Raw genomic sequence first — 15,926 nt, 5'->3', positions numbered from 1 at the left:
CGCCGCCGGGGGATGATGGCGGGCGTGCCCGCGCTCGACATCGTCCACCTGACCGACCCCGACGACGAGCGGCTCGCCGACTACGTCTCCCTGACCGACGTGGCGCTGCGCTCGCGGCACGAGCCCGAGAAGGGGCTCTACATCGCGGAGAGCTCCACGGTGCTGGGCCGGGCGCTCGCCGCGGGGCACCGGCCGCGGTCGGTGCTCGTCTCGCCGCGCTGGCTGCCCGACCTCACCGCGATGCTGGAGGCCCGGGACCCGGACGGCGAGCCGGTGCGGGTGTACGTCGCCGAGCCGCCGGTCCTCGAGGCCATCACCGGCTTCCACGTGCACCGCGGGGCGCTCGCGGCCATGCACCGGCCGCCGCTGCCGGCCGTGGCGGACGTCATCGCCGGGGCCCGCCGGGTCGCGGTGCTGGAGGACGTCGTCGACCACACGAACGTCGGCGCGGCGTTCCGGTCGGCAGCGGCGATCGGGGTGGACGCGGTGCTCGTCACCCCGCGCTGCGCGGACCCGCTGTACCGGCGGTCCGTGCGGGTGTCGATGGGCACCGTGTTCCAGGTCCCGTGGACCCGGGTGGACCCGTGGCCGGGTGGGATCGAGCTGCTGCGGGAGGCGGGCTTCGTCACGGCCGCGCTCGCGCTGTCGGACGACTCGGTGAGCCTCGACGCGCTGGAGGCGGGCCCGCCGGAGCGGCTGGCGCTCGTGCTGGGCGCGGAGGGTGACGGCCTGAAGCCCGCGACCGTCGCCGCGGCGGACCTCACGGTGCGCATCCCGATGGCGGGCGGGGTGGACTCGCTGAACGTGGCGGCCGCGGGGGCCGTGGCGTTCTGGGCGACGCGCGTGCGGGGCTGACGCGGCGCCGCACGCCTCCGCAGCCGGAGGTCCGGAGGACCCTCCCCGTCGGACGACGGGACCACCGCCGCGTGCGACCGGGGACGGACCCGGGCGTCCGCCGGTCGGCCCGGGGGCCGACGCCGCGGGCCGCCGCACGCGGGACCGTCGAGGCATGACGACCGACGCACCGTCCCGCCGACCCACCCTCTCCGCACGGACCCGTCGCCGTCCGACGCTGGCCGCGGCCGGGCTGACCCTCGTGGCCCTCGTCGCCTCCGGGTGCTCGGCGGCGGGCGCGACCGAGCGCCCCCCGCGCGTCGCGGCCGCGTCCGACGGCGAGCTGCCCGGGTCGCCGACCGGTGAGCCCGGCGCCCCGGTCGGCGGCCCGGCGGACGGCGTCGACGCCGACCTGCTCGCCCGGTTCGAGGCGGCCCGCGACGCCGCTGCGGCGGAGGACGTCGAGCTGCGGATCACCTCGGGCAGGCGCACCGCGGAGGAGCAGCAGCAGCTCGTCGACGAGGCGGTGGCGAAGCACGGCGTGCCGGAGGCGTACCGGTGGGTGCTGCCGCCGGAGACGTCCGCGCACGTCCAGGGCCTCGCGATCGACGTGGGCGCCACCCAGGGCGCGTACTGGCTGGCGGAGCACGGGCTGGAGTTCGGCCTGTGCCAGACGTACGCGAACGAGGTGTGGCACTTCGAGAAGCTGCCGGACGGGGCGGACGCGTGCCCCGAGCAGCACCCGGACTCGTCCTGGGGCTGGTGACGGCCGCGGCCCGACCGCGATATCCGGTGGTCCCGCCGTGGGCCGCCGCCGTACGGTCGCCGCATGACGACCGCCGAGCACCGTCGCCCGACGACCGCCCCCGAGGACCTCGGTCCCGCCCTGCACGCCCGTGCCGAGGCCACCGGCCTGAGCGGCGTCGTGCACGTCGCGCGGGGCGAGGAGGTGCTGTTCGCGCGGGCGTACGGCTGGGCCGACCGGGCGCGCGGCGTCGCGGCCTCCGTCGAGCACCGGTTCGGCGTCGCGAGCGTCGCGAAGGGCTTCACCGCGCTCACGATCGCCTCGCTCGTCGAGGAGGGGCGGCTGGGCTGGGACGACTGCGTGCGGCCGGTGCTGGGTCAGGACCTGCCGCTGGTCGACGACCGGGTCACCGTCGACCACCTGCTCGCGCACACGTCCGGGATCGGCGACTACCTGGACGAGAACGGCGACGGGCAGATCACCGACTACGTGCTGACCGTGCCGCCGCACGCGCTGGACGACACCGAGGCCTACCTGCCGATGCTCGCTCCGCACCCGCAGGTGTCCGAGCCGGGCGCGGTGTTCGCGTACAACAACTCCGGCTTCGTGCTGCTGGCGCTCGTCGCGCAGCGGGTCGCGGGAGTGCCGTTCCCCGACCTCGTGGCGCAGCGGGTCCTCGGGCCGGCCGGGATGACGCGTACCGGCTTCCCGCGGTCGGACGAGCCGGCGGCGGACCTGGCGGTCGGCTACCTGGACGCCGACGGGCCCCGGACCAACGTGCTGCACCTGCCGGTGCGGGGGAGCGGCGACGGGGGTCTCGCGACCACCGCGGCCGACCTCGCCGCGTTCTGGGCCGCCCTGACCGGCGGGCGGATCGTGTCCCCGGCCACCGTGGCGCGGTTGACCGAGCCGCTGCACGTCGTCGAGGACGAGGGGATGCGCTACGGGCGCGGGTTCTGGCTGGGGCCGGACTCGGCCGACCTGGTCCTGGAGGGCTACGACGCGGGGGTGTCGGCGCGGACGCGGCACGACCCGGGGACCGGCGTCACGGTCACCGTGATCGCGAACACGTCCGACGGCGCGTGGCCGGTGCTGCGGGAGCCCGAGGGGGACTGACGGGGGAGGGCCGGCGGGTCAGCTCGCGCCCCGCCCGGTCTCGCCCTGGAGCCGGTCGATCATCTCAGACGCCTGCGCCTTCGTCAGGCCCTCGGGGACCTCCTCGCCGGCCTCGCGGGCGAGGGTGTGCAGGTAGGAGTCCTGCGGGCCGGTCATCGGCTCGTCGCCGGTGACCCAGTCGGACGGGTCCTTGGTGGCGTCGGTGGTGGGGTCGGGGGTCTGCTCGCTCATGCCGGTCACGGTAGGTCCGGCCGCCCGCAGCCGCACGGCGAGCGCCCGCCCTGCGCGGTGCGAGGGGCGGGACGATCCTGTGGTGGGTGGTGACCTGCGTGGTTAGGGTGGTCGCCGCCCCGCGCCGACCGCCGAGAGGACCCCCGTGGCGACACCGACGACCGACATCCCCGCTGACGAGGCGGCGCCCCGACCCGGTGGCGGCCGCGGCCCGTGGGGCACGTCCCGGGCCGTGTTCTGGGGCTCCACCGCCGTCGTGGCCGTCGTCTCCGGGTTCACGATCCTGTTCCCCGACGCCGCGGGCGACGTCATCGGGCGGGTGCAGTCCGACGTGGTCAGCGGGTTCGGCTGGTACTACGTCGCCCTCGTCGCGGGCTTCGTGGCCTTCGCCATCTGGCTCGGCGCCGGCCGGTGGGGGGACATCCGGCTCGGGAAGGACGACGACGAGCCCGAGTACCCCCTCGGCTCGTGGTTCGCGATGCTGTTCGCCACCGGCATGGGCATCGGCCTCGTGTTCTGGGGCGTGGCCGAGCCGCTGAGCCACTACGCGAACCCCAAGCCCGGCGTGACCGGGACCCCGGAGCAGCTCGCCCAGGCGGCGATGTCGCAGACGTACCTGCACTGGGGCCTGAGCGCCTGGGCTATCTACGTGGTCGTCGGCCTGTCCATCGCGTACACCGTGCACCGCAAGGGGCGGCCGGTGTCGATCCGCTGGTCGCTCGAGCCGCTGCTCGGCGACCGGGTGCGCGGCCGGCTCGGGGACGCGGTGGACATCACGGCGGTCGTGGGCACGGTCTTCGGCGTGGCGACGTCGCTCGGCCTCGGCGTCCTGCAGATCACCGCGGGCCTCGACCACACCGGGATCGCGACGAGCTCGACGGCCCTGCAGGTCGTCCTCATCGTCGCGATCACGGCGGTGGCGACGCTCTCGGTGGTGTCCGGCCTGGACAAGGGCCTGAAGTGGCTGTCGAACATCAACGTGTCGATGGCGGGCGTGCTGCTCGTGGCGGTGCTGCTGCTGGGGCCGACGCTGTTCCTGCTGCGGGAGTTCGTGCAGTCGATCGGCACCTACCTGTCGCAGGCGATCCCGCTCATGTTCAACGTGTCGGCGTACTCGGGTGCGGAGGGCGAGGCCTGGCAGGCCGCGTGGACGACGTTCTACTGGGGCTGGTGGATCTCCTGGTCCCCGTTCGTGGGCGTGTTCATCGCGCGGATCTCGCGCGGGCGGACCGTCCGGGAGTTCGTCGGCGGCGTGCTCCTGGTCCCGACGATCGTGTGCTTCCTGTGGTTCTCCGTGCTCGGCGGCTCGGCGCTGCACCGCGAGCTGTTCGGCGGCGGCGGGCTGGTCGGCCCGGGCGGCGAGGTCGTCCCGGAGAACGCGCTGTTCGACCTGCTCGCGGGGCTGCCGGGCGGGACGGTGCTGTCGATCGGCGCGATCGTCCTGGTCGCCCTGTTCTTCATCACGTCCGCGGACTCCGGCGCGCTCGTGGTGTCGATGCTCTCGGCGGGCGGCGACCCGCACCCGCCCACCCCGCTGCGCGTCGTGTGGGCGGCGCTCGGCGGCGTCCTCGCGATCGCCCTGCTGCTGGCCGGCGGGCTGACCGCCCTGCAGACGGCGGCCATCCTGATCGCCCTGCCGTTCAGCGTGGTGATGATCGGCATGGTGGTGTCCACCTCCCGCGCGCTGCACGCCGAGCACACCGCGTTCCTGCGCGCCGAGCGGCGCCAGCTGCGCGCCCAGATCGACGAGCAGGTGTCCCGGCAGCTGTCCCGCCAGGTCGACCACCGGGTGGACCGGCGGTTCGACGAGCGCCTGAGCCGGTGGCGGCGCTCGCGGGAGCGCGGCGGTCGGTAGCGGACGCGCGGTCCCGCTACGGTAGGGCGCCGGCCCGGCGACCGCGGCCGGCACCCGGCGACGGCCGTACCGGCCCGTGCCGCCGGACCCGCACCCCGCACGAGGAAGCCGCATGCCCCGCGCCACCCCCGCACGGTCCACCGCACCGTCCACCGCCCCGTCCGCCACGCCCGCCCCGGCCGAGCACCTCGGCCACGGGCTGCGTACCCGGCACCTGACGATGATGGGGCTCGGCTCCGCGATCGGTGCCGGGCTGTTCCTCGGCAGCGGGGTCGGCATCGCGACCGCGGGCCCGGCGGTGCTGGTGTCCTACGCGCTGGCCGGCGTGCTCGTCGTGCTGGTCATGCGCATGCTCGCCGAGATGGCGTCCGCCCTGCCCGCGAGCGGGTCGTTCTCCGTGTACGCCGAGGCGGCGCTCGGTCGGTGGGCCGGGTTCACCCTCGGCTGGGTCTACTGGTTCACGCTGATCATGGTGCTCGGCGCCGAGGTCACCGGCGTGGCCCGGATCGTCACCGGCTGGGCGCCCGGCGTCCCGCAGTGGCTGGTCGCGCTGGTCGTCGTCGCCGTGTTCGCCGTGGCGAACCTCGCGGGGGTGCGCAAGTTCGGCGAGCTCGAGTTCTGGTTCGCGCTGGTGAAGGTCGCGGCGATCGTCGTGTTCCTCGTGCTCGGCGTCCTGCTCGTGCTGGGCCTGCTGCCCGGGACCGATCCCGTCGGGACGACGAACCTGCTCGGCCACGGCGGGTTCGCGCCCGCGGGCGTGGGCGGCGTCGCGGCGGGGCTGCTGGTCGTGGTGTTCGCGTTCGGCGGCATCGAGATCGTGACGATCGCCGCCGCCGAGGCGAGGGACCCGCAGCGTGCGGTCGGCCGGGCCACCCGGACGATCCTGTGGCGCATCCTGCTGTTCTACGTCGGCTCGGTGGCGATCATGGTGCTGGTGCTGCCGTGGGACGCCCCGGTCCTGCAGGAGGGCCCGTTCGTGGCGGTGCTCGACGTGGCCGGCCTGCCCGGTGCGGCGCGGCTGATGGAGGCCGTGGTGGTCGTGGCGCTGCTGTCGGCCTTCAACGCGAACGTGTACGCGACGTCCCGGATGGCGTACTCGCTGGCCGCCCGCGGCGACGGGCCCGCGGTGCTGCGCCGGGTGTCCGGCCGCGACGTCCCGTGGGTCGCCGTGCTCGTGTCGGTGGCGTTCGGCGTCGTCGCCGTCGGGCTGAACTGGGCGCTGCCGGACACGCTGCTGGGCATCCTGCTCAACGCGGTCGGCGCGGCGCTGCTGGTGGTGTGGGTGCTGGTGGCGGTCGCCCAGCTGCGGCTGCGGCCGCGGCTCGAGGCGGAGGCGCGGGCGCGCGGGGAGGAGCTGCCGCTGCGGATGTGGGGCTACCCGTGGCTGACCTGGGCGACGCTCGCGGCGCTGGCCGGGCTCGTGGCGCTGATGCTCGCGGACGGGTCCGCGCGGGGCCAGCTGCTGTCGACCGCGGGGCTGGTCGCCGCCGTGGTGGGGATCTACGGGGTGACGGCGCTGGTCCGGCGGCGGCGGGCCGCGGCGGCGGCGCGGGCCTGACCGGGGACGGGCCCCCGCACCGCTCGCCGCCCCCGCGCCCGCGGGACCCGCGCTCACAGACCGAGCAGCAGGCTCGCCGCGATGGCCGCCATCACGAGCGCGATCACCGCGTCGAGCACCCGCCACGCCCCCGGCCGGGCGAACACCGGGCGCAGCAGCCGCGCGCCGTACCCGAGGCCGGTGAACCACAGCAGGCTCCCCAGCACCGCGCCGGCACCGAACCACCAGCGGTCGTCGCCGTGGGCGCCGGCCACCGAGCCGAGCAGCACCACGGTGTCCAGGTACACGTGCGGGTTGAGCCAGGTCAGCGCGAGGCAGGTCGCGACGACCTGCCAGACCCGGCGGGGGGCCTCCTGGCCGTCCCCGGCGGTGAGCGCCGCGCCGGGGCGCAGCGCCCGCCGGGCCGCCACGACGGCGTAGCCGAGCAGGAACGCCGCCCCCGCCAGCCGGGCCACCGTCAGGACGGCCGGGTGCTGGTCGACGAGGGTGCCGAGCCCGGCGACCCCGGCGGCGATCAGCGCCGCGTCGGACAGGGCGCACACCGCGACGACCGGCAGCACGTGCTCGCGGCGCAGGCCGGTGCGCAGCACGAACGCGTTCTGCGCGCCGATGGCGACGATGAGCGACAGGCCGAAGGCGAGGCCGGTGAGCGCGGCGGCGAGGGAGGCGGGCACGCGGCCGACGGTAGGGCCCGCACGGGCCATCAGTCCAACGACTGCGAGCGATGCTGCATCAGCAACGCTGATGGGACCTCCGGCCCCCGGGTGCCGCCCGCGGGTCGGTAGGGTCCCCGCATGGCCGAGGTCGACCTCCCGCAGCTCCGCGCCCTGCTCGCCGTCGTCGACGAGGGCTCGTTCGAGGGCGCTGCGGTGGCGCTGCACCTCACCCAGTCGGCGGTGAGCCAGCGGATCCGCGCGCTCGAGACCGCCGTCGGGCAGGTGCTGGTGCGGCGCGCCCGGCCCGCGGGGGTCACCGCCGCGGGGGAGGTCTACCTGCGGCTCGCGCGCCAGGTGGTGGCGCTGGCCGACGAGGCGCACGCGGCGGTCACGGCCGGGGCGACCTCCGGGCGGCCGGTGCTGCCGATCGCGGTGAACTCCGACTCGCTCGGCACCTGGGTGCTGCCGGCGCTGGCGCCGCTGGCCGACGAGATCGTGTTCGACCTGCACCGCGAGGACCAGGACCACTCCGCCGACCTGCTGCGCGAGGGCACGGTGGTCGCCGCCATCACCACGGCCGCCCGCCCGGTGCAGGGCTGCACGTCCCACCGGCTCGGCGTGCTGCGGTACCGACCGATGGTCGCCGCGCACCGGGCGGCGGCGCTGCTCCCGGACGGCCCGACCCCGGCAGCGCTCGCGGCCGCCCCGCTCGTCGTGTTCGACCGCAAGGACGACCTGCAGGACCGGTACCTGCGCGGGCGGGGCGCCGACCCGGCGCTGCCCCCGCGGCACCACGTGCCCGCGTCGGCGGACTTCACGCTGGCGGTCCGGCTGGGCCTCGGGTGGGGCATGCTGCCCGACGCGGACGCCGCCGCGGGGGAGGCGGACGGCACGCTCGTCGACCTGGACCCCGGGCGGCACGTCGACGTCACGCTGCACTGGCAGCAGTGGACCGTGCGGACCGCGGCGCTGGAGCGCACCGGGGACGCGATCCGGGCGGCCGCGGCGGCGTACCTGCGCTGACCCGCGGGCGCCCGCCGCCGCGGGTCAGGTCTCGTCGAACACCGGGTGCCGGTGCGGCGGCTGCGGCGGGCTCGGGTGCTGCTCCACCGGCGGCTGCGGGCGCTCCTGCTCGGGCGCGGCCGTCGTGAGGTGCACGGGCTCGCCGTGGTGGTGGAGCCGCGCCTCCTCGCCCGAGAGCAGGCGGTACGCCACCAGGTCGTGCCGCACGTCGACCTCGACCCGGGCGCCCGCCTGCAGGACGGTGAACGCGACGCGGGTCAGCCGGCGGGGGAGCCGCGGTGCCAGGCGCACCGCGTCGCCGGACTGCCGCAGCCCGCCCAGCCCCACGACCAGCGCCGTCCACGCGCCCGCGAGCGCCGCGACGTGCAGCCCCTCGGCGGTGGACGCGCGCAGGTCGGACAGGTCGATGAGCGCGCACTCCCGGGCGTACGCGTAGGCGAGGTCCGGGTGGCCGACCTCGGCGGCGACCACCGCCTGCGCGGGCGCCGACAGCGACGAGTCCCGGACGGTGATCGCCTCGTAGTACGCGAAGTCGCGCCGCTTCTGCTCGACGGGGATGTCGTCGCCCGCCACGTGCAGCGCCAGCACCAGGTCGGCCTGCTTGGTGACCTGCCGCCGGTAGAGCTCGACGAACGGGTGGTGCTCCTGGAGCGGGTACTGCGTGTTCTCCGGGGCGCCGAAGTCCCACGGGGCGTGCCGGGTGAAGCCCTCGTGCTGCTCGGTGACGCCGAGGTCGGCCGAGTACGGCACGAGCATCCGGTCCGCCGCGCGGCGCCACTCGGCGCGCTCGGTGGCCGTCACGCCGAGCCGGGTCGCGACGTCGGGGTGCCGCTCGCAGGCGTCCGCGGCGGCCCGGAGGTTCTCCCGCGCGACGAGGTTCGTGTACGCGTTGTTGTCGACGACCGCGGTGTACTCGTCGGGGCCGGTGACCCCGTCGATCCGGAAACCCTCGGGGGTGTGGTGGCCCCGGCCGGCCCACAGCCGCGCGGTCGGCACCAGCAGGTCGACGGCGACGTCCCGGTCGAACACCGCGTCGCCCGTCGCGGCGACGTGCCGGGCCGCGGCGCAGCCGACGCCCGCGTTCACGTGGTACGCGGCCGTGCTGGCGGGCCAGTAGCCGGAGCACTCCCGGCCGCTGATCGTCCGCCAGGGGAACGTCACCCCCGGCAGGCCGAGCTCGACCGCCCGGGCCCGGGCCGCCGGCAGCGTGGCGTGCCGCCAGCGCAGGTGGTCCGCCGCGGCGCGCGGCAGGACGTGGTCGAGCACCGGGAGCACGAAGCACTCCGAGTCCCAGAAGGTGTGCCCGTGGTAGCCCGAGCCCGCCAGGCCCTTCGCCCGGATGCCGGCGCCGTCCGCCTGCGCCGCGGCCTGCACGACCTGGAGCAGCGCGTACCGGGCCGCCTGCTGCAGCTCGTCGTCGCCCTCGACCTGCACGTCGCCGCGCGCCCAGATCCCCGCGAGCTCGGCCTCCTGCTCGTGGCGCAGCCCGGACCAGCCCGCCGCGCGGGCCCCGCGCAGCTCGGCGTCGGCGCGGGTGTGCAGCGCCGCGGCGTCCGTGCCCCCCGCGTACGCGGCGAGCACCACGACCTCGACCGTCTGCCCGGCACGCAGGTCGACGGTGAGCACGGCACCGGCCGGGTCGTCGGTGGACCAGCGGGTCGTCGCGCCGTCGTCGGCGGTCACCTCGTGCGCGGTGCGGACCACCACCTCCCGGCCGGAGCGGTCGGCCCGCTGGTGCACCGCGGAGCCCTCGGGGTCGTGCCGGCAGGTCAGCGTGCGCACGCCCGGCTCGTGCGCGGGCGGGGCACCGGCGTGCCCGCAGCCCGGCACCGGCCGGGCGGTCAGCGTCACGTCGGCCTCCGCCCGGACCCGCCAGCGGGTCGCGACCACGCCGCGGCGGGTCAGCGGCACCAGGCGGCGGGTGCTGAGGACGACGGTGCCGCCCGTCGAGGGGGCGGTCCAGCGCTGCTCGCGGTCGAGGACGCCGCGGCGCAGGTCGAGGACGCGGTCGTCGTGGTGCCGGTCGCGAGACCGCCCGTCGCCCGGGGCGGCCGGTGCCGCGTCCTGCCGGTGGTGCGGACCCTCGTCGCCCGGGGGCGCGTCCAGCGGGTCGCCGTCGACCGCCCAGCCGAGGGCCCACGCGTCGACGACGGGCACCAGCACCTCGTCCACCGCGGGGTCGGCGTACGCCCGCTCGGCGTAGGCGTGCGGCACCTCCTCGTACACCGTCGCGAGCAGGGTGCCGGGTCCCAGCCCGTGCCCGGGCCGTTCCGGCACGGCGCGCACGCCGAGGTAACCGTTCGACAGCGTCAGCACGGAGGCGGCGGCCGCGGGGTGGTGCAGGTCCAGGCGGGACTGCCGGACGTGCCAGGGGTCGTCGGATCGGTGGAGCACGGGGTCACTCCACCACAGCGCCGCCGGGGCGGCGCGGGGAAGGTCGGCCGACGGGCCGGTCAGCCCAGCAGGTCGCGGAGGTCGTCCCGGGTGAGGGTGGTCGAGAACAGGTCCCCGTCGTCCAGCACCGCGTCCACCAGCGCGGCCTTGCGGGCCTGGAGGGCCACCACCTTCTCCTCGATGGTGCCCTCGGCGATCAGCCGGTAGACCAGCACCGGCCGGTCCTGGCCGATCCGGTGCGCGCGGTCGACCGCCTGCTGCTCCGCGGCGGGGTTCCACCACGGGTCGAGCAGGAACACGTAGTCGGCCTCCGTCAGGTTCAGCCCGGTGCCGCCCGCCTTGAGGCTGAGCAGGAACACCGGCGCGTCGCCGGTGCGGAACTCGTCGACGACCTCGCCGCGGCGGGTGGTCGAGCCGTCCAGGTAGACGTAGGGCACGCCGGCGGCGTCCAGGCGGTCCGCGGCACGCGCCAGGTAGGACGTGAACTGGCTGAACACCAGCGCGCGGTGCCCCTCGGCGACGACGTCGTCCAGCTGCTCCAGCAGGGCGTCCAGCTTGGCGGACGGGATGCCGGCCAGCGCCGGGTCGATCAGCGAGGCGTCGAGCGCGAGCATCCGCAGCAGCGTCAGCGACCGGTAGACGATGAACCGCTGCCGGTCCAGGTCGTCGATCAGGCCGAGCACCTTCTGCCGCTCGCGCTGCAGGTACCGGTCGTAGACCTCGCGGTGGGCGGGGTCGAGGGCGACGGTGAGGGTCTGCTCCTGCTTCTCCGGCAGGTCGGCGGCCACCAGGTCCTTGGTGCGGCGCAGCAGGAACGGGCGGATCCGGCGCCGCAGCCGGTCGAGCCGCCCGGCGCGGAGCCGAGCCGCGGACGCGGGGAGGTCGCCCGCGCCGGGGCCGGTCGCGATGCCGGCGTGCGCGTCCTCGATCGGCCGGACGTACTGCAGCGCGAACGTCGCGGCGGGCGGCAGCAGCCCGGGCGCCACCAGGTCCAGCAGCGCGTGCAGCTCGGTGAGCGAGTTCTCCACCGGGGTGCCGCTGAGGGCGAGCACGAACGGGGCGCCCAGGTCCTTCGCCGCCCGGTGCACCCGCGACGCCGGGTTCTTCACCTGCTGCGCCTCGTCCAGCACGACGCCCGCCCAGCCGACCGCGGCGTACGCCGCCGCGTCCAGGCGGAGCAGGGCGTAGGACGTGACGACGACGTCGGCGCCGGCCGCCACCTCGGCGAGCGGGGCACGCCCGGCCGCCTGGGTCGCCTCGATCCGCCGGACGGCGAGCCCCGGGGCGAACCGGGCGGCCTCGGCGACCCAGTTCGGGGTGACCGAGGTGGGGGCGACGACGAGGAACGGGCGGCCCTCGTCACCGGCGCCGCGGGTCTCGACGGCGTGCTGCAGCAGGGCGAGGGTCTGCAGCGTCTTGCCGAGCCCCATGTCGTCGGCCAGGATCCCGCCGAGCCGGTGCCGCCAGAGGAACGCGAGCCAGGCCAGCCCCTCGGCCTGGTACGGCCGCAGCTCCGCCCGGAGCCCGGCCGGGACCGGCACGGGCGCCGGGGCGTCGCCGGCGGCCTCGGCGAGCAGCCCGCGCCACGCGTCGGGCGGCTCGGCCTCGTCGGCGAGCGCGGCGAGGTCCGCCCACAGGCTGGTCTGGTGCCGGCTCACGCGCAGGCCGGTCTCCCACTCGGCGAGCTCGCGCGCCTCGGCCACCAGGGCGGCCAGCGGCTCGAGCGCCGGGTGGTCGAGCGACAGGTAGGTGTGGTCGACCAGGCGCAGCCGCCGGCGCCCTTGCGCGAGCGCCGTGAACAGCGGCCCGAACGGCACGGTGCGGCCGTCGATCGTCACGGTCACGCCGAGGTCGAACCAGTCGGTCCGCTCGCTGGGCTGCGCCGTCACGGTCAGCACCGGGGCGTCGTGCAGGACCCGGTAGTCCGGGACGGTGCCGACCGTGTCCACCCGGACGCCCCGCAGCCCGGTGAGGCGCGGCAGGGCACCGGTGACGAAGTCGGCGGCGTCCGCGTCGCGCAGCGTGGTGGGCAGCGCCAGCGGCGGGTGGGCGCCGAGGGTCTCGGCGTCGTCGTCCGCGGGGTCCGGCCAGCCGCCCGGCACCAGGTCCTCCGGCACGAGCGTCCGCGGGTCCGGCGCCGGACCCGAGCGGGCGTGCCCGTCCCACCGCCAGGTCAGGTCGACCACCCGGCCGGGCAGGGGCCGGACCGTCAGGACGAGCGTCGGCGGCGCGGGTGGCGGCACCACCACCGAGCCGTCGCCGCTGCCGACGTCGAGGCCCGCGCGCAGGGCGGGCAGCCGCTCGCGCAGGAACGCGCCGGACTGGTCCGCCGGGACGACGACGCCCGCCCGGAGCGCGTCCGCGACCGTCCGGCCGCCGGCCGCGTCCCCGAGCAGGGCGAGCTGCTGCGGGCCGAGCGGCTCGGCCGTCGGCGCGAGCAGCACGCGGCGCGGGTGGGCGGGGTCGACGACGTAGACGCCGTGGTCGCCGATGGCGTGCGCGTGCGCGACGGGGTGCGGCTCGCCGTCGACGGTCAGGTGCGCCGCGACGCGCAGACCGCCGGGACCGTCGGGGCCGTCGGCGGTGCGGGTGACGTCGAGCCCCAGCCGGGCCGTGCCCGCGCGCCGGACCTCGGCACCCGCGCCCGACCCGACCAGGACGATCCCGAGCGCCTGCGCCTGGTCCAGCAGGTCCCACAGCACGGGGTTCGCGAAGTCGTCCAGGTACACCCACGCCGCGTCCTGGCCGGGGGCGGGCGGCTCCGCGGCGCGGTGCAGGGCGCCGACCTGGCAGAACCAGCGGTGCTGCTCGGGGTCCAGGTCCAGCCGGGCCCGCAGGTGCGGGATGTTCGCCCAGGTGACGCTGCCGCGCGCCCACCCGCGGTCGGTGCGTGTCACCGGCCGGACGCCGAGCCGGTAGCCGGCCGTCGCGGGGTCCGGGGGCTCGCCGGGGCGGCGGGCGACCGCGGTGCGGGAGACGGGGCCGTTCCAGCGCTCGCGGGTGCGGGGCGTGAGCTCGCGGAGCTCGACCTGCAGCCCGGCGCGCCGGCTGCGCGGGGCGGGGGCGTCGGCGCCCCAGGCGAGCAGCCCGTCGAGCACGGCGCGCCAGTCGCCGCCCACCGCGGGGTCCGCGCCGCCCGCCACGGGGTCCGTGCCGCCCGCCGGGTCGGCGGGGGACGGGACGGCGGGCACGGCCCCGATGCTGCCACACGGCCCCGACAGCCCCGCCCGCGGGCCGCTCTGCCGCCGCCTCCTCCCGTCCCCGCCGTCGCTCCGCGCCGAGAGGGCAACCGACATGTCGAGCGAGTACCCACTGGGTACTCGCTCGACGTGTCGACTACTCGCTCGGTGCGCGGCGCCGGCCGCGCGGCGGCGGTCGCGCGGCGGCGGGGTCAGGCCGGCTCCACCTCCGCCAGGACCGCGGTCAGCTGCTCCCGGGTGGTGGCGTCGAGCACGCGCTGCACGCGCTCGCCGTCGCTGAACACCAGGGCGATCCGGGACAGCAGCGACAGGTGCTCGTCGCCGACCCCGGCGATGCCGACGACCACCCGTACGGGGTTGCCGTCCCAGTCGAGCGGCTCCTCGTACCGGACCAGGCACACGGCGGACCGGTGGATGGCCCCCTTCGCGGCGTTGGTGCCGTGCGGGATCGCGAGGTAGCTGCCCATGTACGTGGAGATGGTCAGCTCGCGCTCGAACATGGCGTCCACGTACCCGGGCTCGACGGCGCCCGAGCCGACCAGCAGCGCGCCCGCCTCCCGGATGGCCTCGTCCTTGGTGCGGGCGCTGCCCGCGGGGACGACCAGGTCGGCGCTCAGCAGCTCGGTCATGACGTGCTCCTCTCCGCCGTCTCGGCCTGCGACTCCGCCTGGGCCGCCCGCACGACGTCGTCGTACACGGGGCTGGACAGGAAGTTGTCGACGGACACGTGGCGCGCGCCGGGCGCGTGCCGACGGGCCCGGTCGGTCAGCTCGCGCTGGGTGATGACCAGGTCGACGTCGTCCTCCAGGTTGGCGACCGCCTTGTTGACCACGGTGATGTCGCCGCGGCCGGCCTTCTTGAGCTTGTCCCGCAGGATGCTCGCGCCCATCGCGGACGACCCCATGCCGGCGTCGCACGCGAACACGATCGAGCGGACGGGCGCCGCGGCCCCCGCCACGCCGTCGGTCGGGCCGGTACCGCCGGTGGTCGCCGTGCCGGCGCCGACCGTGGCGGCCATCGCGCCGAGCGCGGCGGACGACTTGCCCTTGTTCGCCTCGGTCTGGGCGATCGCGGCCGCGAGGTCGCCGCCGCCCGCCGCCAGGTCCCGCTTCCGCGAGGCCCGGAGGATGACCGCCGCCACCAGGAACGTGACCACGAAGGCCAGCACCACCGAGAGCGTCACCCCGACGAACGAGTCGCGTGGTGTCGCGGCGTACACCGCGATGATCGACCCCGGTGCCGCCGGGCCGCGCAGGCCGCTGCCGAACACCACGTTGGTCGCGATGCCGGTCGCGCCGCCGAGGATCGCCGCGATGATCAGCGTCGGCTTCATCAGCACGAACGGGAAGTACACCTCGTGGATGCCGCCGATGAACTGCACGACCGCCGCGCCCGGGGCGGACGACCGCGCCGCACCGATGCCGAAGAACGTGTAGGCCATCAGGATCCCGAGGCCGGGCCCGGGGTTGGACTCCACGAGGAACAGCAGCGACTTGCCCTGCTCGACGACCTCCTGGGCGCCCAGCGGCACCAGGACGCCGTTGCCGATGGCGTTGTTCAGGAACAGCACCTTCGCGGGCTCGACCACCACGGCCATCAGCGGCAGGAGGTGGTTGTCGGCCATCCAGGACACGACGTTCCCGAGCGCGTCGGACACGCCGGTGATGATCGGGGCGAACCCGAAGAACGCCCCGACGGCCATCGCGGCGCCGAGGATGCCCGCGGTGAACATGTCGACGAGCATCTCGAAGCCGGGCTTGATCTTCCCGGCCCAGATCGAGTCCACCTTCTTCAGCACCCACGCCGACAGCGGGCCGACGATCATCGCGCCGAGGAACATCGGCACGGTGGAGCCGGTGATCATGCCGACCGCCACGATGGAGGCGACGACGCCGCCGCGCTCCTTGTAGACGATCCGGCCGCCCGCGTTCGCGATCAGGATCGGCAGCAGGTAGGTCACCATCGGGCCGACCATGCCGACGTACTGCTGGAACGTGGTGCCGTCGTCGGCGAGGGCGAGCTGGGTGGCGGCGCCCTGCCAGCTGCCGGGGTCGTCGGCGTTGCCGAACCCGCCGAGGATGCCGTTCGGCAGCCAGCCGACGGCGATGAACAGCGACGTGATCAGCCCCCAGGCGAGGAACGCCGGGAGGTTCGGCATGATCATGGCGCTCAGGAACGCCCCGAACCGCTGGACGCGGACCTGGGCCTGCTTGCCCCGCGACGGGGCCGGCGTGGTGGTGGCGGCTGCGGTGGACACGGGGTTCACACCTCCCCGTCGCGGGGGGTCGGCCGGGCGCTGCGGCCCGGCGCGGAG

12 protein-coding genes are annotated in these 15,926 nt (G+C 76.3%); 6 read left to right on the top strand and 6 right to left on the bottom strand.

What is annotated here, in order from left to right:
• The first annotated feature begins 15 nt into the window (after window positions 1-15).
• The 3 genes from FS882_RS06310 (at window position 16) to FS882_RS06300 (ending at window position 2,695) form a co-directional block, all read left to right on the top strand.
• The gene (locus FS882_RS06310) at window positions 16-855 is read left to right on the top strand and encodes a TrmH family RNA methyltransferase (RefSeq protein ID WP_158371975.1); all 840 of its coding nucleotides are present in this window, start codon (window positions 16-18) and stop codon (window positions 853-855) included.
• Between the two features lie 154 nt (window positions 856-1,009).
• Window positions 1,010-1,600 (top strand): D-alanyl-D-alanine carboxypeptidase family protein, encoded by a 591-nt coding sequence (locus FS882_RS06305; protein ID WP_262348099.1) that lies wholly within the window; start codon window positions 1,010-1,012, stop codon window positions 1,598-1,600.
• A 63-nt stretch (window positions 1,601-1,663) separates the two neighbouring features.
• Window positions 1,664-2,695: a serine hydrolase domain-containing protein gene (locus tag FS882_RS06300; protein WP_158371973.1), complete on the top strand. Its 1,032-nt coding sequence runs from the start codon at window positions 1,664-1,666 to the stop codon at window positions 2,693-2,695.
• Window positions 2,696-2,713: 18 nt separating this feature from the next.
• Here FS882_RS06300 and FS882_RS06295 read toward each other — a convergent pair whose 3' ends face one another.
• Complete coding sequence (locus tag FS882_RS06295) at window positions 2,714-2,926, bottom strand: DUF3072 domain-containing protein (RefSeq protein WP_158371971.1); 213 nt, start codon at window positions 2,924-2,926, stop codon at window positions 2,714-2,716.
• 145 nt (window positions 2,927-3,071) lie between these two features.
• Here FS882_RS06295 and FS882_RS06290 point away from each other — a divergent pair, with 145 nt between their 5' ends.
• A complete protein-coding gene (locus tag FS882_RS06290) occupies window positions 3,072-4,781 on the top strand; it encodes a BCCT family transporter (protein WP_222848139.1) in 1,710 nt (569 codons plus the stop codon).
• Between the two features lie 112 nt (window positions 4,782-4,893).
• Window positions 4,894-6,339: an amino acid permease gene (locus FS882_RS06285; protein WP_158371969.1), complete on the top strand. Its 1,446-nt coding sequence runs from the start codon at window positions 4,894-4,896 to the stop codon at window positions 6,337-6,339.
• Between the two features lie 53 nt (window positions 6,340-6,392).
• On the opposite strand, the gene FS882_RS06280 is transcribed toward FS882_RS06285, so the two are convergent.
• Complete coding sequence (locus FS882_RS06280; protein ID WP_158371967.1) at window positions 6,393-7,043, bottom strand: LysE/ArgO family amino acid transporter; 651 nt, start codon at window positions 7,041-7,043, stop codon at window positions 6,393-6,395.
• Window positions 7,044-7,133: 90 nt separating this feature from the next.
• Here FS882_RS06280 and FS882_RS06275 point away from each other — a divergent pair, with 90 nt between their 5' ends.
• The gene (locus FS882_RS06275; protein ID WP_158371965.1) at window positions 7,134-8,018 is read left to right on the top strand and encodes an ArgP/LysG family DNA-binding transcriptional regulator; all 885 of its coding nucleotides are present in this window, start codon (window positions 7,134-7,136) and stop codon (window positions 8,016-8,018) included.
• 24 nt (window positions 8,019-8,042) lie between these two features.
• Here FS882_RS06275 and FS882_RS06270 read toward each other — a convergent pair whose 3' ends face one another.
• From FS882_RS06270 to FS882_RS06255, 4 genes are all read right to left on the bottom strand, one after another.
• Complete coding sequence (locus tag FS882_RS06270) at window positions 8,043-10,412, bottom strand: glycoside hydrolase family 65 protein (RefSeq protein ID WP_158371963.1); 2,370 nt, start codon at window positions 10,410-10,412, stop codon at window positions 8,043-8,045.
• Window positions 10,413-10,471: 59 nt separating this feature from the next.
• The gene (locus FS882_RS06265; RefSeq protein WP_158371961.1) at window positions 10,472-13,603 is read right to left on the bottom strand and encodes a DEAD/DEAH box helicase; all 3,132 of its coding nucleotides are present in this window, start codon (window positions 13,601-13,603) and stop codon (window positions 10,472-10,474) included.
• Window positions 13,604-13,803: 200 nt separating this feature from the next.
• A complete protein-coding gene (locus FS882_RS06260) occupies window positions 13,804-14,241 on the bottom strand; it encodes a PTS sugar transporter subunit IIA (protein ID WP_158371959.1) in 438 nt (145 codons plus the stop codon).
• On the bottom strand, window positions 14,238-15,776 hold the full coding sequence (locus FS882_RS06255) for a PTS mannitol transporter subunit IICB (RefSeq protein WP_158372117.1): 1,539 nt from the start codon (window positions 15,774-15,776) through the stop codon (window positions 14,238-14,240). Before FS882_RS06255 ends, FS882_RS06260 begins: the two co-directional genes overlap by 4 nt.
• Between the last annotated feature and the right edge of the window lie 150 nt (window positions 15,777-15,926).

The organism is Cellulosimicrobium cellulans, from assembly GCF_007679345.1.
Lineage (GTDB): Bacteria > Actinomycetota > Actinomycetes > Actinomycetales > Cellulomonadaceae > Cellulomonas > Cellulomonas cellulans_A.
Note: the sequence above shows the minus strand (reverse complement) of the source record. Positions and strands in the feature narration are given on the sequence as shown.